We start from the raw sequence: 20,584 nt of genomic DNA, 5'->3' as shown, positions 1-20,584 counted from the left end.
GTCGTCGGCAGGGTTGTCTGGACGCCACGGGGAACCCCGTGGGTAACGGGTCGGTTGCATCGGCCGATTGGCAGTTGGCTGCCTGGCGTTGCTGCACTACCCACCTACAAGAAGAGAGACCTATGCACGTTGAAAAATTGATCACCAAGCCCATCAAGGCCAAAGTCCTCTGCGTGGCGATCAGCGCCAGCCTGGCTGGCTTCATGGCGCCCGCCAGCGCCGACACCGCGTCCGACATGCAGGCGTTGAAGGCGCAGGTCGAGGCGCTGCAGAACAGCATTGCGGCGCTCGAGCAGAAGCAGGCCGAAACCGCCAAGGCCGTCGCGCCCGCCAACAGCGTGACCGCCGGCACCACCCCAGGTTCGTTCAAGCTGCCCGGTTCCACTACCTCGGTCAAGTTCGGCGGCTACGTCAAGGCCGACCTGTTGTACAGCGACACCAGCGCGGGCGTGGGCAGCACGCTTGACCAGTTGCTGGTTCCGGGTTCGATTCCCCTGGACGGCGACACTAATACTGAAGACGGTCAGATTACCCTCCACGCGCGCCAGACCCGTCTCAACTTCGCCACCAGTACGCCGACCGCGTGGGGCGAACTCAAGACCTTCGTTGAGGCCGACTTCTTCGGCTCGAATGGCAACGAGGCCGTCAGCAACTCCAATGGCCCGCGCACCCGCCATGCTTCGGCAGCCTCGGCGGCCTGCTTGCCGGCCAGACCTGGTCTACCTTCATGGACGCGGGCTCCCTGCCCGAGACCCTGGACTTCGGCGGCCCGGTCGGCGAACTCTTCATCCGCCAGACCCAGGTGCGCTGGACCGAGGGCTTCGATGGCGGCTCCTGGTCGATTGCGGCGGAAAGCCCCGAGTCCTTCCTGACCACGGCCAATGTCGGCGGCGGTACCAATGCGCTGACCGACGACGACAAGGTGCCCGATCTGGTTGCGCGACTGGACTTCAACACCGCCGTCGGCCGCTTCGCCCTGGCCGCGATGGCGCGCAACATTCGCGTCGATACGGCCGCGGGTGCCGACGACCAATGGGGTGGCGCGCTCGCCGCTTACGGCGTGGTGCCGACCGTCGGCAAGGACACCTTCCAGTTCTCGCTCACCGCCGGTAACGCGCTCGGCCGCTACATGGGCCAGGCGGTATTCTCCGACGGCAGCGTCGATACCGCCGGCGAACTCAGCCTGAACAACCAGTGGGGCGCGATTCTCGCCTACCGCCACTTCTGGATGGATAACCTGCGTTCTACCCTGGCGCTGTCGACCGCCCGCGCGAGCAACCCGAGTGGTGTGACGACTGCGAACATGAACGAAAGCGCCGACACCGCTCACCTGAACCTGCTGTGGAGCCCGGTTGCCAGCACGACGTTCGGCCTGGAACTGATTCACGCCAGGCGTGAAACGGAAGATGGCCGCAATGGCGATTTGAACCGCGTGCAAACCTCGGCGCAGTACAACTTCTGATCGCTCGCGCCGTTTGACGGCGCTGCGGCCGGGCACGATTCATTCTTGTGCGTTGTGGCGGGATGCTCCACCCGTAGCAACCTGGACGAGAACCACTTGATCGTCAGCAAAAGCCGCCGCTCTGGTAAGCCCGGGCTAACCGCTCGATCCGATTGCTCCTTGGTGTGAAGTTTGCCGGGCCCTGGTGGCCCGGTTTTTTTTGTCTTCGATTTGGCATTGCGCAGGTCCGAGCGCCTACCGACAGATCATCGCCATTGCCTGCCTGCGGCTGGTCCGCTTGATTGTGGCGAGCCGCTGCGTTGACGTTAACGTAATGAGTTGTTAGCGTTCCAAGGCTTATAGCCATGAACCCATGTCGCGCGAGCCCCTGTGCGGCATGGCTCGTGGACAATCGACCAAGGATCAAGCATGACCGCCAAGACCTACAGCATTTCCGAACTGGCGCGCGAGCTGGATGTGACCACTCGGACCATTCGTTTCTATGAAGAGCAGGGCATGCTGATACCGACCCGTCGCGGCCAGGAGCGGATCTTTACGGCCAAGGACAGGGTCGCGCTAAAGCTGATTCTGCGCGGCAAGCGCATTGGCTTCTCCCTGGCCGAATGCAAGACCCTGATCGAGCTGTACGACCCGCAGGGCGACAACCGTAACCAGCTCGAGATCATGCTGGGCAAGATCGCCGAACGGCGTCTACAGCTGGAGCAGCAGTTGCTGGACATCCAGCAGATGCAGCTGGAACTGGACACGGCCGAAGAGCGTTGCCACGCCGCCTTGCAGGGCATCCCCGCGACGCAATGAAGACTCGGCTGGCGCCGCAGCGGTCGTTTGGCGGCGGCCGCAGTAGGCGTGAGTTTTATCACCGGCTCTCAGTCCTGGGGCGCGCGCAACGCGCCGCCCAGCGCGCTCAGGACCATGTCACGCAGCAACGCGTGGCGTGCCGTCGGGCTCATCTCGGGCGCCTCGACCCAGGCCGGTAACTGATTGAGCAGGGCCACGATGCCGTTCAACGCGGCGCGGCGGCTGTTGCCGGCCGGCTGGCCGGTAAGTTGCTCCACGCACTCGACCAGCAGCTGTGTGTAGCGCGCGCGAAGCTCGTGGATGTGCGCCTGCTGCTCGCTGGCCAGGCAGTGACTGTCGTATTCGGCAAGACGAAAATGCGCGGCCATGCTGGCGTGCAACCGCAGGTGCGCCTCGAGCAGGCCGTGCAGCTGTTCGGCGGGCGTGGCAGCGCGCCGTTGCATCTGGCGGGCGCCGTGCAGCAGCTGTTCATAGAGCTCCTCGATCAGCTCGAACAGCAGCGCTTCCTTGCTTTCGATGTGGTTGTAGAGGGAGCCCGGCTGGATGCCCAGGTGCTTAGCCAGGTCGCGCATGCTGACAGTGCTGAAACCGCGGCTGGCAAACAGGCTCAATGCCTTGAGGCGGGTGGACTGATAGCGCGAGGAATCGGGGATGGGCTGGGTGGCGGGCATGAAGGTGTTCGGCAGGTGGTGGTCGAGCGCCGAGCATGGCGCCCCGGGCGGGGAAAACCCAGGTCGCCAGCGCTCGGTTTGCCTGAGCGATTTGGCCAGTGGCCGTTTACAGCGGGTAATGCGCCAGTTCGCGGGCGATCAGCAGGCGCTGAATCTCGCTGGAGCCTTCGTAGATCTGGGTGATGCGCGCGTCGCGGTAGTAGCGCTCCACCGGGTAATCCTCCAGGTAGCCGTAGCCGCCATGGATCTGCACTGCCTTGGAACACACCCGCTCGGCCATCTCCGAGGCGAACAGCTTGGCCTGCGAGGCCTCCGACAGGCAGGGATGCCCGGCGCTCTTAAGGCGTGCCGCATGCAGGATCAGCAAACGCGCGGCGTTGAGCTGGGTGTGCATGTCGGCAAGCATGTTGGCGATGCTCTGGTGCTCACCGATCGGTTTGCCGAACTGGATGCGCTCGCGGGCATAACCCAGGGCGGCTTCGAAAGCCGCGCGGGCGATGCCCAGGGCCTGGGCGGCGATGCCGATGCGGCCGCCTTCCAGGTTGGACAGGGCAATGGCCAAGCCCTTGCCGCGCTCGCCGAGCAGGTTGGCCTCGGCGATGGTGCAGTCATTCAGGGTCACCGCGCAGGTGTCGGAGGCCTTGATGCCCATCTTGTGTTCGCTACGCTCGACGACGAAGCCGGGGTTGTCGGTCGGCACCAGGAAGGCCGACAGGCCCTTCTTGCCCAGCTGCGGATCGGTGACGGCGAAGACGATGGCCAGCTTGGCGCGTTTGCCGTTGCTGACGAACTGCTTGGCACCGTTGAGTACCCACTGGCCGTCGCGCAGTTCGGCGCGGGTGCGCAGGTTGTGTGCCTCGGAGCCGGCCTGTGGCTCGGTCAGGCAGAAGCAACCGATCGCCTGGCCGCTGGCCAGAAGCGGCAACCAGCTGTCTTGCTGCGTCGGGCTGCCGTATTTCAGCAGGGGGCCGCAGCCCACCGAATTGTGGATGCTCATCAAGGCGCCGAGGGCACCGTCGCCAGCCGAGATTTCTTCCACGGCCAGGGCGTAGGCCACATAGTCGGTGTAGCTGCCACCCCAGGTGTCGGGCACCACCATGCCGAGCAGGCCCAGTTCACCCATCTGCGCCACCACGGCGTCATCGATCCAGCCGGCCTTCTCCCAGGCTTGGGCATGCGGCGCGACTTCGCTGCGGGCAAAGTCGCGGGCCATGTCGCGGATCATGCGTTGTTCTTCGGTCAATTGGCTGTCGTGCATGGCAGTGCTCTCCTCAGTTCTGGCCGCGCCATTCAGGCGCGGTGCAGGGGGTTGCTGGCAGCGGGGCGCAAGCCGTTGAAGAAGGCCTGCACCCGCTGCGGGTCCAGTTCGGCCAGGGTCGCTGGGTTCCAGCGCGGAGTCTTGTCTTTGTCGATGATCAGCGCGCGGATGCCTTCGATCAGGTCGCCGCGTTCGAACCATTGGTAGTCCAGGTGCAGTTCCTGCGCGAAGCAGTCGGCCAGCGCTAGGTGCTGGCCGCGCTGCAGCAGCTCCAGGGTCACCGCCATGGCGAGCGGCGAGCGGCTGTCCAACACCCGTACGGTGTCTTGCGCCCAGGCCTGCAACTCTGGGCGGTTCTCGCTGAGCAGGGCGGCGCGGATCGCCGGCAAGTCGGGTAGGGCGAAGTAATCGTCGATGGCCTGGCGCAGGACCTTGAGCTCGCCACCGGGCAGATCGCCGCAGGTCATGCTGTCGAGCAACTGCTGCACGTTTTCCATTGGCGCTGCCGACCAGCTCAGAGTGTCCAGCGCCTGGTCGAACTCGGCCAGCCGTTCGCTGGCCAGACAATGGTCGGCCAGCCCGGCGTAGAGCGCGTCCGCGGCGCCGACCTGGAGGCCGGTGATACCCAGGTAAAAGCCCAGTTGGCCGGGCAGCCGGGGCAGGAAGTAACTGCCGCCGACATCCGGGAAGAAGCCGATGCTGACTTCCGGCATGCCCATCTTCACCCGTTCGGTGACTACCCGCAGGGCAGCCGCCTGGGCCAGGCCCATGCCACCGCCGAGAACGAAGCGGTCGAGTAGCGCCAGCACCGGCTTGGGGTAAGCATGCAGGTACTGGTCGAGGGCGTATTCCTCCTCGAGAAACAGCTCGTGCTGATTGCTGCCGCCGGTGTAGCTGTCGTACAGCATGCGAATATCGCCACCGGCGCAGAAGGCCTTTTCACCGTTGCCACGCAGGACCACGGCGAGCACTTCAGGATCCTGCTCCCAGGCATGCAGGTGCTGCAGGAGCAAGCGCACCATGGGCAGGGTCAGGGCGTTGAGGCCGCTCGGGCGGTTGAGGGTCAGGTGGCCGATGCGGTTGCGCACCTCGGCCAAGACCGCCGCTTCGGCGCTGCTCATGCCTCGCTATCCCGACGGTACAGCTTGATGATGGCGGAGAAATCCAGGCCGCCATTACCCTGCTGGCTGAAGCTTTGGTACTGCTGCTGGGCGGCGGCGCCGAGCAGTACTGGCTGGCGCACGTGCTTGGCCGCTTCGGTAGCCAGGCCGAGGTCCTTGAGCATCAGGTCGGTGCCGAAACCGCCGCTGTAGCCACGCGAGGCCGGAGCGTTCTCCAGTACGCCGGGGAACGGGTTGTTGATTTCCGAGCTCCAGCAGCGGCCGCTGGATGTGTTGATGACCCCGGCCAGCACCTTGGCGTCCATGCCCAGGGCCACGCCCAGGGCCATGGCTTCGGCGACGCCGATCATGGATATGCCGAGCAGCATGTTGTTGGCAATCTTGGCCACCTGGCCGTTGCCGCTGTCACCACAGTGGACGAGGTTCTTGCCCATGGCGCAGAGAATAGGCCCGGCCTGGTCGAACGCACTGGCCGGACCGCCGACCATAAAGGTCAGGGTGCCAGCCGCGGCGCCAGCGGTGCCGCCGGAAACCGGCGCATCGAGCATGGGATTGCCTTGGGCGAGAGCCAGGGCGGCTACTTCGCGGGCACTGAGCGGGTCGATGGTCGAGCAGTCGATCAGCAGCACGCCCTGGCCGACGTGCGCCAGCAGGCCATCTTTGCCCTGGTAAACCTGTTTCACCTGAGCCGCCGCCGGCAGCATGGTGACGATCGCCTCGACCTGAGCCTGGGCCACCGCCGCCGGGGAAGTGGCACTCGTGGCGCCGGCCTCGACAAGCGCGGCGACAGCGTGGGCGCTGGGGTCGAAGACGGTGACGCGGTGGCCGGCCTTGAGCAGGTTGCAGGCCATTGGGCCGCCCATGTTGCCGAGACCAAGAAAACCGATATGCATGGTGGATACCTCTGTAATTAGGGGGGCTCAGCGGTGCTTAAACTGCGCTTGGCGTTTTTCCACGAAGGCGCGCATGCCTTCCTTCTGGTCGTGACTGGCGAACAGCGAATGGAACACCCGACGTTCGAAGCGCACACCCTCGTTGAGGCCGAGTTCGAAGGCTCGGTTGACGCATTCCTTGACCAGCATGCTGGCCGGCAGCGATTTGGCGGCGATACCTTGGGCCACCTTGAGGGTCTGCTCGAGCAGCTCGGCGGCGGGGAAGACCTGGGCCACCAGGCCGGCACGCTCGGCTTCTGCGGCGCCCAAATGACGGCCGGTGAGGCACAGTTCCATGGCCTTGGCCTTGCCCAGGGCATGGGTCAAGCGTTGGGTGCCACCGATGCCGGGGGTCACGCCCAGGCTCAGCTCAGGCAAGCCGAAGCGGGCGTTGTCGGCGGCGTAGATGAAGTCGCACATCAGCGCCAGCTCGCAACCACCGCCCAGGGCGTAGCCGGCGACCGCCGCAATCAGCGGTTTGCGCCGGTTGCCGATGCGATCGGCGGCGGCGAAGAAGTCGTCGAGGTAGATCGACGGGTAGTCCTTGTCGACCATCTCCTTGATGTCGGCACCCGCGGCGAACGCCTTGGCCGAACCGGTGATGACCATACAACCGACCTCTGGGTCGGCTTCCAGGCGGTCGAGGACCAGGTTGAGTTCGCTGATCAGCTGGCTGTTCAGCGCATTGAGCGCTTGCGGTCGGTTGAGGGTGATCAGGGCGACCCGTTCGCTTACCTCGACCAGTAGGGTTTGATAGTCCATGGTGATATCTCCCAGGGGGCCGGCCCCAGAGCCTGTTCACGATCTGCTGCGCGTCGGCCCTGCTGCGTTAAAAACAGGCTCGGGTGCGAGCCCAGTCGGAATGCTCATTTACAGCTCGTAAACTCCGCTTCCTCGCCTGCTTTCGCCTTGCATGGCTCTAGCTCGCGAGATCGTGAACAGGCTCTCTTGACCGGCGATTGGTTACTTGAGGGTGATGGTGGTGTTGACCACGGCGCTGCTGTCGTCCTCGTCGAACCAGCGCTGGGTGACCGTCTTGGTCTGGGTGTAGAAGGTCACCACTTGCTTGCCGTAGGGGCCCAGGTCGCCGAGCTTGGAGCCGCGCGAACCGGAGAAGGAGAACAGCGGGACCGGGACCGGGATCGGCACGTTGATGCCCACCTGGCCGACGTCGATTTCTTCTTGGAAGTGCCGGGCAGCAGCGCCGGAGCGGGTGAACAGCGCGGTACCGTTGCCATTCGGGTTGGCGTTGATGATCTCGATCGCCTCGTTGAGGTTGGCAGCATGCATGACGCAGAGCACCGGGCCGAAGATTTCTTCGCGGTACACCGACATGTGCGCAGTGACGCCGGAGAAGATCGTCGGGCCGACGAAGTTGCCGTCCTGATAGCCAGGCACGCTCGGGTTGCGTCCATCCAGTTCGAGCGTGGCGCCTTCTTCGATGCCGCTGGCAATCAGGCCGTTGACGCGCTCCAGGGCCGCGCAGGAGATCACCGGACCGATGTCGGTGCCAGGCTCGGTGCCGCCATTGATCTTGAGGGTCTTGGTTCGTTCGATCAGCTCCGGCAGCCAGGCCTGCGCTTCACCGACCAGGATCACCACCGGCAGGGCCATGCAGCGCTGACCGGCGGCGCCAAAAGAGGCGCCCAGCAGGCTGTTCAAGGTCTGCTGCTGGTTGGCGTCGGGCAGGACGATGGCGTGGTTTTTCGCGCCCATCATGCACTGTGCGCGCTTGCCGTTCTGGGTGGCGCGGTTGTAGACATGGGTGCCGACCTTGGTCGAACCGACGAAGGACACGGCCTTGATGTCCGGGTGGTCACAGATCAGGTTCACCGCGTCGACGCCGCCGTGGATGACGTTGAGCACGCCCTTGGGTACCCCGGCCTGCAGCGCCAGCTCGACCAGGCGCATGGTTACCAGCGGATCCTGCTCGGACGGCTTGAGGACGAAGGTGTTGCCGGTGGCGATGGCCATGGGGAACATCCACAGCGGGATCATTGCCGGGAAGTTGAACGGGGTGATGCCGGCGCACACGCCCAGTGGCTGCATCAGGGTGTAGGTGTCGACGCCACTGGCGACGTTGTTGGCCAGTTCACCCATCTGCAGGTTGCCGATGGAGGCGGCATGCTCGACCACTTCCAGGCCGCGGAACACGTCGCCCTCGGCGTCCGGCAAGGTCTTGCCCTGCTCGGCGGTGAGCAGGGCGGCCAGCTCCTTGATGTTCTCGCGGATCAGTTGCTGGTACTTGAGGAAGATCCGCGCACGGGCGCCGATCGGGGTCTTGCGCCAGGTCTTGAAGGCTTCGGCGGCGCTGGCCACGGCGGCGTTCATTTCCTCGGCAGTGGCGAAGGGCACACGCGCCAGGACTTCCTGGGTGGCCGGGTTGACCACGTCGCGCCATTGGGTGGTCTTGGATTCGACGAATTCGCCGTTGATGAGCAGCTTGACGCTGGGAACTGTGGAAGCGGTCATATTCGGGTCCTGTCTGCTGTCGTAGGTCGAGTGCGCCCCCTCGGCGCCGGTGGCCGAGTGGGCGGGGGGTAGTTGGCTGGGCCGGCGCGCCGGCCCGGTTCAGCCCTTGAGCTGCGGGAAGTCTTCTTCGAAGTGTTCCTGCGGCCCGCGCGTGTCGCCCTGGCGGCGCTCCAGCTCCATCTGGCGCAGGTCCACCCGGCGGATCTTGCCGGAGATGGTCTTGGGCAGTTCGCTGACGAACTCGATGCGCCGCACCCGTTTGTAGGGCGCCAGGTGCTCGCGGGCGAAGGCGAGGATGTTCTCGGCCAGTTCGGCGCTGCCCGGCTGGTCGTGGGCCAGGATCAGAAACGCCTTGGGTACCGCCAGGCGCAGCGGATCGGGGCTGGGCACCACGGCCACTTCCATCACCGCCGGGTGCTCGATCAGCGCGCTCTCCAGCTCGAAGGGGCTGATGCGGTAGTCGGAGGCCTTGAACACGTCATCGGCGCGGCCGATGAAGGTGATGTAGCCGTCGGCGTCGATGGCCGCGGTGTCGCCGGTACGGTAGAAACCGTCACGCATCGCTTCGGCAGTCTTCTCCGCGCTGTCTTCGTATCCGAGCATCAGGCCCAGCGGATGGGGGCCAGGGGCAGGGCGACTTCGCCTTCGTTGCCAGGCTGGCCATCCGGGTCGAGCATGCACACGCTGTAGCCGGGCAACGGCCGGCCCATGGAACCGGGCTTGAGCGGCTGGCCGGGGGTGTTGCCAACCAGCGCGGTGGTTTCCGACTGGCCGAAACCGTCACGCAACGGCAGGCCCCAGGCTTCCTGGATTTGCTCGATGATCTCCGGGTTGAGCGGCTCGCCGGCACCGACCAGTTCGCGCAGGCGCAGACGCTCGCGGCAGCCGGCCAGGTCTTCCTGGATCAGCATGCGCCACACCGTGGGCGGCGCGCACAGGCTGGTGATGCCGTAGCGCTCCAGCACCTCGAGCAGCGCCGGGGCACTGAACCGCGCAGTGTTATGGATGAACACACAGGCGCCGGCGTTCCACGGGGCGAAGAAGCAGCTCCAGGCATGCTTGGCCCAGCCCGGCGAGGAAATGTTCAGGTGCAGGTCGCCCGGCTGCAGGCCAACCCAGTACATGGTGGACAGGTGGCCAACCGGGTAGCTCTGGTGGCTGTGCAGGACCATCTTCGGCTTGCTGGTGGTGCCGGAGGTGAAATACAGCAGCAGCGGGTCGCTGGCCTGGGTGAGGGCGTCGGCGTGGAACTGGCTGGCACAGTCGGCGGCGCTGGCGTGATTGATCCAGCCGCAGACTGCCGCGCCGACGCAGATGCGTGTGCAGCCCAGGGCTTGCTCAGCGAACTTGTCGGTATGGTTGCTGCCCACCACCAGGTGGCGCACGCCGCCGCGCTCGATTCGGTCGCGCAGGTCCTCGGCGGTGAGCAGGGCGGTGGCCGGGATCACCACGGCGCCGAGCTTGAAGGCCGCGAGCATGGTTTCCCACAGGGCGATATGGTTGCCCAGCATCAACAGGATGCGCTCGCCGCGGCGTACGCCCAGCTCGCGCAGGTGGTTGGCCACGCGATTGGAACGCTCGGCCAGCTCGGCGAAGCTGTAGCGCTGCTCGCTGCCGTCCTCCTCGACAATCCACAGTGCCGGGGCCTGGTTGCCCACGGCCATGCTGTCGAAATAGTCCAGCGCCCAGTTGAAGGTGTCGAGTTGTGGCCAGCGGAAATCGCGCACGGCGGTGGCATAGTCGCTGCGGTTGGCCAGCAGGAAGTCGCGGGCAGCGAGAAAGGGGAGGCAGTTGCTATTCATGATTCTGGCCCTGTTTTGTTGTTGTAGGGACTGGCCTGATGCCCAGCTCGATCAGGCTTGTGCATCGAGTATAGATAGGCGTTTGCGCAGTAAGAAGGCGCAAATTAACCGAATGGATATGCAAAAATATAATGACTGTTGGGGCTCAGCCGACCCGGCATCTAGCAGCTTGGCCTCGCCAAGGCAGTTGGCGCGGGGTATATGTGTGCATATTTACGGCGACCACTCTTAGAAATAGACGAGTGCATATGCAAAAAAATATGGTTAGCGACAAGCTCAATTGGGACGACCTGCGGTTCTTCCTCGAAGTGGCGCGTACCCGCACCGCCAGTGCGGCGGCCCGGCGCCTGGGGGTGGACTACACCACGGTATCGCGGCGTATCCGCACCCTGGAGCAGAGCCTCGGGGCCCTGTTGTTCGAGAAATCGCGCTCGACCGGCTTTGCCCTGACCGTGGAGGGCCAGCGCCTGCTGGGCTACGCGGAAACCCTGGAAAGCACCTTGCTGGCTGCCTGCGAACAGGTGTCCGGCACCCGCCTGGGGCTTTCCGGACACCTGCGCATCGCCAGCACCGAAGCGTTCGGCTGCTGGTTTGTCAGCGCGCAGATGAGTGGTTTCCTCGAGCGCTACCCGCACATCTCCCTGGACATCCTGCCGGTGCCGCACTTCGTCAGCCTGTCGCGGCGCGAGGCGGATATCGCCATCACCCTGGAACGCCCGGAGCGCGGGCCCTACGTCTGCTCCAAGCTATGCGACTATCGCCTGCGCATTTACGCCACGCCCGGCTACCTGGCCAGCCATGCGCCGATCCACACGCGCGAGGACCTGGCTGACCACCCCTTCGTCACCTACGTCGACGATCTGGCGTTCAGCTCCAGGTTGCTCTACCTCAACGACCTGCTCCCCGGCGCGACCAGCCACCTGCGTAGCACCAGTGTGATTGCCCAGTACCATGCCACCCTGCAAGGACGGGCCATGGCCATTCTGCCGAGCTTCCTGGCCGGGCCGGATCCGCGCCTGTGCGAAGTGTTGCCGGATCAAGTCGACATCATTCGCCAGTTCTGGCTCTCCTACAGCGAAGACCTGCGCAAGCTCAAGCGCGTGACCCTGGCCGCCGAGTACCTGCGCGCCTGTGCCGACCTCAATCGGCCGTTGCTGATGGGGGAGTCGAGCGAAATGCATTACCTGGCCATGGACTGAGCCTGCGGACAGCGGTTCTGCGGGTTCCGGCTGCGCCAGCGCTGCGATTCCGGTGGTGCTACGCCCTTGCAAGGTGAGCATCCGGCGGCGCTACGGGCGCGTGATCCATACGACCAATGGGTGACTGGACGACCGGCGCGGCCTTGCTATAGCTTGCCGTTAACGTAAGGATAAGGCTGGATTCTCGCAGGGGCTTCTAAGCTCTGTAGGCCACCCCATTACAAGCACAAGAAGGGCAAGCCATGAATCACTCCAGCTATACCCGTGGCGCGCAGGACAAGACGCTGCTGGCCATGACCATCGGCCAGGCGTTCGATGACACTGTGGCGCGTTTCGCCGAGCGCGAGGCCCTGGTGGTGCGCCACCAGAACCTGCGCTACTCCTGGTCCGAGCTGGCCGAACAGGTCGACAGTTGTGCCCGTGCCTTGCTGGCGCTGGGCGTCGAGGTCGGCGAGCGGGTCGGCATCTGGGCGCCGAACTGCGCCGAGTGGTGCATTACTCAGTTCGCCAGCGCCAAGATTGGCGCGATTCTGGTCAACATCAACCCGGCCTATCGCAGTAGCGAGTTGGAGTACGCGCTGAAGCACTCCGGCTGCGGCTGGCTGGTCAGCGCCGATGCCTTCAAGAGCTCCGACTACCACGCCATGCTGGTCGAACTGTTGCCGGAACTGGCCGCCAGTCAGTCGGGCGCGCTGCACAGCCCGCGCCTGCCGGCGTTGCGCGGGGTCATCAGCCTGGCCGCGCAGGCGCCGGGCGGCTTCCTCTGCTGGCATGAACTGGCGGGCCTTTCCCGCAAGGTCTCTGCGGAAAAACTGGCCGAGCGCCAGGCATTGCTGCAGTTCGACGAGCCGATCAATATCCAGTACACCTCGGGCACCACCGGCTCGCCCAAGGGCGCCACCCTCAGCCACCACAATATCCTCAACAACGGTTACCTGGTCGGCGAGAGCCTGGGCCTCACCGAGCACGACCGGCTGGTGATTCCGGTGCCGCTGTACCACTGCTTCGGCATGGTCATGGGCAACCTCGGCTGCCTGACCCATGGCAGCACCATGATCTACCCGGCGCCGAGCTTCGAGCCGCAGGCCACCTTGTTGGCAGTGGCGGAAGAGCAAGCCACGGCGCTGTACGGCGTGCCGACCATGTTCATCGCCGAGCTGGATCACCCGCGCCGCGCCGAGTTCGACCTGTCCAGCCTGCGCACCGGGATCATGGCCGGCGCCACCTGCCCGATCGAGGTGATGAAGCGGGTAATCGGCGAGATGCACATGGCCGAGGTGCAGATCGCCTATGGCATGACCGAGACCAGCCCGGTGTCGACCCAGACGGCCGCCGATGACGATCTGCAGTGTCGGGTCAGCAGTGTCGGCCGCACTCAGTCGCACCTGGAAAGCAAGGTGATCGACGAGCAGGGACGCATCGTCCCACGCGGGCAGGTCGGCGAGCTGTGCACCCGTGGCTACAGCGTGATGCTCGGTTACTGGAACAACCCGCAGGCCACCGCCGAGGCCCTCGACCCGGCACGCTGGATGCATACCGGCGACCTGGCAGTGATGGATGAAGAGGGCTACCTGAGCATCGTCGGGCGCAGCAAGGACATGATCATTCGCGGCGGCGAGAACGTCTATCCGCGGGAGATCGAGGAATTCCTCTTCGGCCACCCGGCGGTGGCCGACGTGCAGGTGATCGGCGTGCCCGACGCCAAGTACGGCGAGGCGATCGCCGCCTGGGTGCAACTGCATCCGGGCCACACCTGCGACGCCGAGGCGCTGCGCGCCTACTGCAAGGCCAACATCGCCCACTTCAAGGTGCCGCGCTACTTCAAGTTCGTTGACCAGTTCCCGATGACCGTGACCGGCAAGGTGCAGAAATTTCGCATACGCGAGCTGATGCAGGCGGAGCTGGAGCAGGGCGCCAGCTGATGGCGGCGAGCATGCAGTGGGCATGACGGCGGCCGCGGTCGAGAAGGGCACCATCTCCGTGCGCCTGGTCGGCGAGGCCTTGCAGCAGTGGCGCGCCCAGGGTCAGGACTGCGCCGCGCTGTTGAGCCAGGCCGGGATCGCCGTGGAATTGCTCAACAAACCCTATGCGCGGGTGCCTGCGCAGGCCTATGCGCGGCTGTGGCTGGCGCTGGCCAAGGCGATGGACGACGAATTCTTCGGCATGAACCCGCGGCGGATGAAGTCCGGTAGCTACGCCTTCATGGCCCGCGCCGCGTCGCGCGAGCCGACCCTGGGCGCGGCGTTGGACAGTGCCCTGGCGTTTCTCGGCCTGGTCTTCGATGGCCTGACCCCGCGCCTGGAGCGTCAGGGCGGGATGGCGGCGATCGTCATCGACGAGCCCGCGGGGCAAGCCTGCCGGGCGTTCGGCTGTTTCACCCTGTGGATGATCGTGCATGGCCTGGCCTGCTGGCTGGCGGGACGACGTATCCCGATCCTGGCGGTCGAGCTGCACTGCCAGGCGCCGGATTATCTCGAGGATTACCGGGTGATGTTCAGCAGCAATTTGCGCTTCGCCCGGCCGCGCAGTCGTCTGCTGTTCAATGCCGAGTGCCTGGAGCAACCGCTACGGCGCAGCGAACGCGAGCTCAAGCGTTTCCTCGCCGGCGCGCCGGCCAACATCCTGGTGCGCTACCGCGACCCGCGCAGCCATGCCGCGCGGATCAAGGTCTACCTGCGCAGCCTCAAGGCCGAGCGCTGGCCGGATTTCGAGGCGCTCTCCAGCCACTTCTTCATGGCGGCCTCGACCCTGCGGCGCAAGCTGGCCCTCGAAGGCCAGTCCTACCAGGGGCTCAAGGACCAGGTGCGGCGCGACCAGGCCATCGCCCGCTTGGACAGCGGCGCGGGCAACTTCACCGAGCTGGCCTTCGAACTGGGGTTTGCCGACAGCAGCGCCTTCTACAAGGCGTTCAAGAAGTGGACCGGCACCACTCCGGGGCAGTATCGCGCGCTGATGCATCCCGAGCAGCAGCCCCCAACCTGAGAGGCTGTGAAAAACTCCCACCTACTGCGACGGCGCTCGATATTTTCACAGCCTCTGAGTCCAGTTGTCCAAATTGCTCAGGCCGATAGACGCCTGTCGACATTGTCGCCGCCAGCCTGCGGCGCGACTATTCCGGGACAACAACAAACTAGGAGTCACCGCCATGCAGGATTACCTGAGCGCTGCCCGCGACTTTGATCTGCCCAGCACGGCCGCCACTACCCTGGCGGGTTCCCTCGACGCCCTCAACGCCTGTGTCGAATGCTGCGACCGGCACGCCTTGCCGGGGCGCGTCGCGCTGTTCTGGGAAGGCCGCGACGGCAGCAGCGCCAGCTACACCTTTTGCGAACTGCAGGAGCAGGCGGCGCGCTTCGCCAACTTCCTCCAGGCCCAGGGCGTGGGCCCCGGCGATTGCGTGGCGGGTATGCTGCCGCGCAACGTCGAGTTGCTGATCTGCATCCTCGGCACCTGGCGCTTGGGCGCGGTGTACCAACCGCTGTTCACCGCGTTCGGTCCCAAGGCCATCGAGCACCGCTTGCAGGGTTCCGGCGCCAAGGTTGTGGTGACCGATGCGGCCAACCGCGGCAAGCTCGACGAGGTCGAGGACGCACCGCTGCAGGTCACCGTAGCAGGCGCCAAGGGCCAGGGCATCCAGCGCGGTGACTTCAGTTTCTGGGCCGAACTGGAGCGCCACTCGGCCGAGTTCGAGCCGGTGCTGCGTTCGGCCGAAGACCCCTTCCTGATGATGTTCACCTCCGGTACCACCGGGCTGGCCAAGCCGCTGTCGGTGCCGCTCAAGGCGATCCTGGCCTTCGTCGGCTATATGCGCGAGGCGGTCGACCTGCGCCCCGAAGACGCATTCTGGAACCTGGCCGATCCGGGCTGGGCCTATGGCCTCTACTATGCGGTGACCGGGCCGTTGGCCATGGGCCACCCGACCACCTTCTACGAAGGGCCGTTTACGGTGGAGAGCACCTGCCGGATCATCCGCAAGTACGCCATCAGCAACCTGGCCGGTTCGCCCACCGCTTACCGCCTGCTGTTGGCCGCCAAGCAACAGGTCGAGCCGTTGCTCCGCGGGCGCCTGCGCGCGGTCAGCAGCGCCGGCGAGCCGCTGACCCCGGAGGTGATCCGCTGGTTCGCCGATGGCCTGGACACCACTATCCACGACCACTACGGCCAGACCGAACTGGGCATGGTGCTGTGCAACCACCATGCCCTGGCGCACCCGGTGCGTCTTGGCGCCGCCGGTTTCGCCATTCCCGGGCATCGCGTGGTGGTGCTGGACGAACAGCAGCGCGAATTGCCGGCCGGCCAACCGGGCATTCTCGCGCTGGACCGGCCGCGCTCGCCGCTGTTCTGGTTTCCCGGTTATCTGGGCATGCCGACCAAGGCCTTCGTCGGTGACTACTACCTCAGCGGTGACACCGTCGAGCTGAACCAAGACGGCAGCATCAGCTTCGTCGGCCGCAGCGACGACGTGATCACCACCTCCGGTTACCGGGTCGGTCCCTTCGACGTGGAGAGCGCGCTGATCGAACATCCGGCGGTGATCGAGGCGGCGGTGATCGGCAAGCCGGACCCGGAGCGCACCGAGCTGGTCAAAGCCTTCGTCGTGCTGCAGCCGCAGTTTCGCGCCGATGCCGCGCTGGCCGAGGAGCTCAAGCAGTACGTGCGCAAGCGCCTGTCGGCACATGCCTACCCGCGCGAGATCGAATTCGTCGACGAGCTGCCAAAGACCCCGAGCGGCAAGATCCAGCGCTTTCTCCTGCGCAATCAGGAAATCGCCAAGGCCCAGGCGGCCGCTAACTGAACAAGGAACCGCAAACATGCGTATCGAAGACCGAGTATTTCTAGTCACTGGCGGTAGCTCCGGGCTGGGCCTGGCCACTGCCCGTGCGCTGGTCGAGCAGGGTGGCAAGGTAGTGCTCGCCGACATCAACGCCGAAGCCGGTACGGCCCGCGCCGAGGAGCTGGGTGCTAACGCGCGTTTCGTGCAGACCGACATCACTCGCGAGGCCGACGGTCGCCACGCGGTGGCCGCTGCGCTGCAGGCCTTCGACGGCCTGCATGGCCTGGTCAACTGTGCCGGCGTGGCGCCAGCCGAGAAGATTCTCGGGCGTAACGGCGCCCATGGCCTGGACAGCTTCAGTCGGGTGATCCAGATCAACCTGGTCGGTAGCTTCAACATGCTGCGCCTGGCTGCCGAGGCCATGGCTCAGGGCGAGCCGAACGAGCAGGGCGAGCGCGGGGTGATCGTCAACACTGCCTCAGTCGCCGCCTTCGACGGGCAGATGGGCCAGGCCGCCTATGCCGCCTCCAAGGGTGGCGTGGCCGCCCTGACCCTGCCGGCGGCGCGCGACTTGGCGCGTTCGGGGATCCGCGTGATGTGCATCGCCCCGGGCATCTTCGAGACGCCGATGATGGCCGGCATGCCGCAGGAGGTGCGCGACTCCCTCGCCGCCAACGTGCCGTTCCCGCCGCGCCTGGGCCGGCCGGATGAGTACGCCGCGCTGGTGCGGCACATCATCGAAAACCCCATGCTCAATGGCGAGGTCATCCGGCTGGATGGCGCCTTGCGCATGGCCGCGAAATAGCGTTTTCAAACCTTTATGGCGCGCGGATGGGCCTCAGGCGCGCCTTTCGTGGAAGGGGCTTCAGCCGCGAATTTCGCCGAGAAATCCGCTCCCACAACAATGCTATCTCCACGGCAGCGCAACCTTTGCACATGGCCAGATAAAACGGTCCAACTATGGTAAGGGCTCGATAGTGAGTGTTATCGGGCCATAGACAGATCGGGTAACGCGCAGCGAAACCCGGCGATGAGGGCAACAAAGATGAGCAAGCAACAGGATCCGGTAGTCATCGTCAGCGCCGCACGCACGCCCATGGGCGGCTTCCTCGGCGACTTCAAGGAGGTCACCGCCGCGCAACTGGGCGCCGCGGCGATCCGCGCCACCCTCGAGCGCGCGGGCCTGGCCTGCGACGCGGTGGACGAGGTGATCATGGGCTGCGTGTTGCAGGCCGGCCAGGGTCAGGCGCCGGCGCGCCAGGCGGCACTGGGCGCGGGCCTGAGCCAGGGCACGGTGTGCTCGACGGTGAACAAGATGTGCGGCTCGGGGATGAAGGCGGCGATGCTCGGCCATGACCTGCTGCTCGCCGGCAGCGCCGAAATGGTGATCGCTGGCGGCATGGAGAGCATGTCCAACGCGCCCTATCTGCTGGAGCGGGCGCGCAGCGGCTACCGCATGGGCCATGGCCGGGTGCTCGATCACATGTTCCTCGACGGCCTCGAGGACGCCTACGACAAGGGCCGGCTGATGGGCAGCTTCGCCGAGGACTGCGCGCAGACTTACGGCTTTACGCGCGAGCAGCAGGACGCCTTCGCCATCACCTCGCTGACCCGCGCACAGCAGGCCATGACCGAGGGCCGCTTCGGCGCAGAGATAGTCGCGGTGGAGGCCAAGTCCGGCCGCGAACTGCGCCTGATCGACAGTGACGAGCAACCGCCCAAGGCCCGCCCGGACAAGATTCCGACCCTCAAACCGGCCTTTCGTGAGGGCGGCACGGTGACCGCGGCCAATGCCAGTTCGATCTCCGATGGCGCTGCCGCGCTGCTGCTGATGCGCTTGTCCGAAGCCGAGAAGCGCGGTCTGACGCCACTGGCGGCGATCCGCGGGCACGCCACCTTCGCCCATGCGCCAGGCCTGTTCGCCAGCGCGCCGGTCGGCGCGCTGCAGCGCTTGATGACGCGCACCGGCTGGGAAATCGGCCAGGTCGACCTGTTCGAGGTCAACGAGGCCTTCGCCGTGGTGCCGATGGCGGCCATGCGCGACCTCGACATCCCGCACGACAAGCTCAACGTGCACGGCGGCGCCTGCGCCCTCGGTCACCCGATCGGCGCGTCCGGCGCGCGGGTGCTGGTGACCCTGCTCAGCGCCTTGCAGCAATACGGCCTCAAGCGCGGCGTCGCCTCGCTGTGCATCGGCGGCGGCGAAGCCACAGCCATGGCCATCGAGTTGCTCAACTGAACCGGGAGAGCCCCATGATTCCTTCTGAACAAGACCTGCAGATCCGCGACATGGCCCGCCAGTTCGCCCAGGAGCGGCTGAAACCCTTTGCCGCCGAGTGGGACCGCGAGCACCGTTTCCCCGCCGAGGCCATCGCCGAGATGGGCCAGTTGGGTTTCATGGGCATGCTGGTGCCGGAAGACTGGGGCGGCGCGCAGACCGGCCACCTGGCCTACGCCATGGCCCTGGAGGAAATCGCCGCTGGCGATGGTGCCTGCTCGACCATCATGAGCGTGCACAACTCGGTGGGTTGCATGCCGATCCTGAAATACGGCAGCGAGGAACAGAAGCAGCGCTTCCTCATGCCGTTGGCCGAAGGCACGATGCTCGGCGCCTTCGCCCTCACCGAACCCCAGGCCGGTTCCGATGCCAGCGACCTGCGCACCCGCGCCCGTCGGGACGGTGAGCACTATGTGCTCAATGGCAGCAAGCAGTTCATCACCTCAGGTAGCCACGCCGGCATGGTGATTGTCTTCGCCGTGACCGATCCGGCGGCCGGCAAGAAGGGCATCAGTGCCTTTATCGTGCCCACCGATACGCCCGGCTACTCGGTGGTGCGGGTCGAGGAAAAACTCGGCCAGCATGCCTCGGACACCTGCCAGATCCAGCTTGATGAGCTGCGCCTCCCGGCCAGCCTGCGCCTGGGCGAGGAGGGTCAGGGCTACCGCATCGCCCTGGGCAATCTGGAGGGCGGGCGCATCGGCATCGCCGCCCAGGCAGTCGGTATGGCCCGCGCGGCGTTCGAGGCGGCGCGCGACTACGCCCATGAGCGGCAGACCTTCGGCAAGCCGATCATCGAACACCAGGCCGTGGCGTTCCGCCTGGCCGACATGGCGACGCAGATCGCCGTGGCGCGGCAGATGGTCCATCACGCTGCCAGCCTGCGCGAAGCCGGGTTGCCGTGCCTGACCGAGGCATCGATGGCCAAGCTGTTCGCCTCGGAGATGGCCGAGCGGGTCTGCTCGGCGGCGCTGCAGACCCTCGGCGGCTACGGCTACCTCAAGGACTTCCCGCTGGAGCGCATCTACCGCGACGTGCGCGTGTGCCAGATCTACGAAGGCACCAGCGACGTGCAGCGGTTGGTGATCGCGCGCAGTCTCTAGCGGGCTGTATCGCCTGTCAGGTCGCCTCGTGCGCCAATGCGTCGCACGGGGCTGCTCGCTAGGCTTTGCGCGGGCTCTGCGGCGGCGGGTTGATACCCATGGACAGATAGATACTGGTGAAGGCGTCGACGCCGATATTGGCTGGCTTGACCCATTCCACCGGCACATAGAGCAGGCCACCGCCGATGGGGATGGGCGCGGTGGGCACCAGGACGGCGTAATAGCTGCGGCCATCGATATCAATGGGTTGTGGGTTGGGCATCAGCGCCAGCACGGCGACCCCATCGCCACCGAACAGGCACCAGACGGGGCTCATGGCGTTGATGTCGGCCCCTTCCTTTTTCTCCAGCAGGTCGACGAAGCGGTCCGCCAGGTTGTACAGCTTGCCGAACAACGGAATACGCCGCAGGGTCAGGTTGGTCAACCATTGCAGCGGGCGGCGTAGCCCGAGTTGTACGCCCAGGCCCAGGGCATAGATGCCCATCAGCAGTGCCGCAGTACCCAGGGTGTACGCCAGGTAGGTGTTGCTGGCGTATGGCTGGCCCATGCTGGAAAACACCTGGCCGATATAGCTGGACGGCCCGATTGCCCGGTTCAACAAACTGACTATCCAGGACAGCAGCGTCAGGCTCAAGGCCAGCGGCAGCAAGACGATCAAGCCGGTTAGCCAGGTAGCGAGGAGGGCGTTGGCGCTTTTCTTGATCATGGGTGAGA

15 protein-coding genes and 2 pseudogenes are annotated in these 20,584 nt (G+C 65.6%); 9 read left to right on the top strand and 8 right to left on the bottom strand.

The window, feature by feature from the left end; genetic code table 11:
• Nucleotides 1–122: 122 nt before the first annotated feature.
• Both B2D37_RS24120 and B2D37_RS07960 read left to right on the top strand, forming a co-directional pair.
• Nucleotides 123–1,462: pseudogene (locus tag B2D37_RS24120) on the top strand (DcaP family trimeric outer membrane transporter).
• A gap of 408 nt (nt 1,463–1,870) precedes the next feature.
• Nucleotides 1,871–2,260, top strand: a complete 390-nt coding sequence (locus B2D37_RS07960; RefSeq protein ID WP_079202197.1) for a MerR family DNA-binding transcriptional regulator — start codon at nt 1,871–1,873, stop codon at nt 2,258–2,260.
• Nucleotides 2,261–2,328: 68 nt separating this feature from the next.
• On the opposite strand, the gene B2D37_RS07955 is transcribed toward B2D37_RS07960, so the two are convergent.
• From B2D37_RS07955 to B2D37_RS07925, 7 genes and pseudogenes are all read right to left on the bottom strand, one after another.
• The gene (locus tag B2D37_RS07955; protein ID WP_079202196.1) at nt 2,329–2,931 is read right to left on the bottom strand and encodes a TetR/AcrR family transcriptional regulator; all 603 of its coding nucleotides are present in this window, start codon (nt 2,929–2,931) and stop codon (nt 2,329–2,331) included.
• Nucleotides 2,932–3,037: 106 nt separating this feature from the next.
• The gene (locus tag B2D37_RS07950; protein ID WP_079202195.1) at nt 3,038–4,189 is read right to left on the bottom strand and encodes an acyl-CoA dehydrogenase family protein; all 1,152 of its coding nucleotides are present in this window, start codon (nt 4,187–4,189) and stop codon (nt 3,038–3,040) included.
• Nucleotides 4,190–4,221: 32 nt separating this feature from the next.
• The gene (locus tag B2D37_RS07945; protein ID WP_079202194.1) at nt 4,222–5,310 is read right to left on the bottom strand and encodes an enoyl-CoA hydratase/isomerase family protein; all 1,089 of its coding nucleotides are present in this window, start codon (nt 5,308–5,310) and stop codon (nt 4,222–4,224) included.
• The gene (gene mmsB / locus B2D37_RS07940; protein ID WP_079202193.1) at nt 5,307–6,203 is read right to left on the bottom strand and encodes a 3-hydroxyisobutyrate dehydrogenase; all 897 of its coding nucleotides are present in this window, start codon (nt 6,201–6,203) and stop codon (nt 5,307–5,309) included. The genes B2D37_RS07945 and mmsB overlap by 4 nt, the downstream gene beginning before the upstream one ends.
• 27 nt (nt 6,204–6,230) lie before the next feature.
• Nucleotides 6,231–7,004 (bottom strand): enoyl-CoA hydratase, encoded by a 774-nt coding sequence (locus B2D37_RS07935; protein WP_079202192.1) that lies wholly within the window; start codon nt 7,002–7,004, stop codon nt 6,231–6,233.
• A 201-nt stretch (nt 7,005–7,205) separates the two neighbouring features.
• A complete protein-coding gene (locus B2D37_RS07930; RefSeq protein ID WP_079202191.1) occupies nt 7,206–8,714 on the bottom strand; it encodes a CoA-acylating methylmalonate-semialdehyde dehydrogenase in 1,509 nt (502 codons plus the stop codon).
• A gap of 99 nt (nt 8,715–8,813) precedes the next feature.
• Nucleotides 8,814–10,516, bottom strand: a pseudogene (locus B2D37_RS07925) (AMP-binding protein).
• 248 nt (nt 10,517–10,764) lie between these two features.
• Between B2D37_RS07925 and B2D37_RS07920 the strand changes: the two are divergent.
• The 7 genes from B2D37_RS07920 to B2D37_RS07890 all read left to right on the top strand — a co-directional run bounded on the left by B2D37_RS07920 (nt 10,765) and on the right by B2D37_RS07890 (nt 19,870).
• Nucleotides 10,765–11,715 carry a LysR family transcriptional regulator gene (locus tag B2D37_RS07920; protein WP_079202190.1) on the top strand — a complete coding sequence of 317 codons (951 nt, stop codon included), beginning with the start codon at nt 10,765–10,767 and terminating at the stop codon, nt 11,713–11,715.
• A 242-nt stretch (nt 11,716–11,957) separates the two neighbouring features.
• Entirely contained in the window at nt 11,958–13,637 is a 1,680-nt protein-coding gene (locus B2D37_RS07915) for an AMP-binding protein (RefSeq protein ID WP_079202189.1), read from the top strand.
• A gap of 22 nt (nt 13,638–13,659) precedes the next feature.
• Nucleotides 13,660–14,697 (top strand): AraC family transcriptional regulator, encoded by a 1,038-nt coding sequence (locus tag B2D37_RS07910; RefSeq protein WP_079202188.1) that lies wholly within the window; start codon nt 13,660–13,662, stop codon nt 14,695–14,697.
• A gap of 163 nt (nt 14,698–14,860) precedes the next feature.
• Complete coding sequence (locus B2D37_RS07905; protein ID WP_079202187.1) at nt 14,861–16,510, top strand: acyl-CoA synthetase; 1,650 nt, start codon at nt 14,861–14,863, stop codon at nt 16,508–16,510.
• A gap of 16 nt (nt 16,511–16,526) precedes the next feature.
• A complete protein-coding gene (locus B2D37_RS07900) occupies nt 16,527–17,294 on the top strand; it encodes a 3-hydroxyacyl-CoA dehydrogenase (protein WP_079202186.1) in 768 nt (255 codons plus the stop codon).
• A 240-nt stretch (nt 17,295–17,534) separates the two neighbouring features.
• A complete protein-coding gene (locus tag B2D37_RS07895; protein WP_079202185.1) occupies nt 17,535–18,728 on the top strand; it encodes an acetyl-CoA C-acyltransferase in 1,194 nt (397 codons plus the stop codon).
• Between the two features lie 14 nt (nt 18,729–18,742).
• A complete protein-coding gene (locus B2D37_RS07890; protein ID WP_079202184.1) occupies nt 18,743–19,870 on the top strand; it encodes an acyl-CoA dehydrogenase family protein in 1,128 nt (375 codons plus the stop codon).
• 58 nt (nt 19,871–19,928) lie between these two features.
• On the opposite strand, the gene B2D37_RS07885 is transcribed toward B2D37_RS07890, so the two are convergent.
• The gene (locus tag B2D37_RS07885; RefSeq protein WP_079202183.1) at nt 19,929–20,576 is read right to left on the bottom strand and encodes a DUF502 domain-containing protein; all 648 of its coding nucleotides are present in this window, start codon (nt 20,574–20,576) and stop codon (nt 19,929–19,931) included.
• Between the last annotated feature and the right edge of the window lie 8 nt (nt 20,577–20,584).

Origin of the sequence: Pseudomonas sp. CC6-YY-74, assembly GCF_002025205.1 — a bacterium.
GTDB lineage: Bacteria > Pseudomonadota > Gammaproteobacteria > Pseudomonadales > Pseudomonadaceae > Aquipseudomonas > Aquipseudomonas paeninsulae.
Note: the sequence above shows the minus strand (reverse complement) of the source record. Positions and strands in the feature narration are given on the sequence as shown.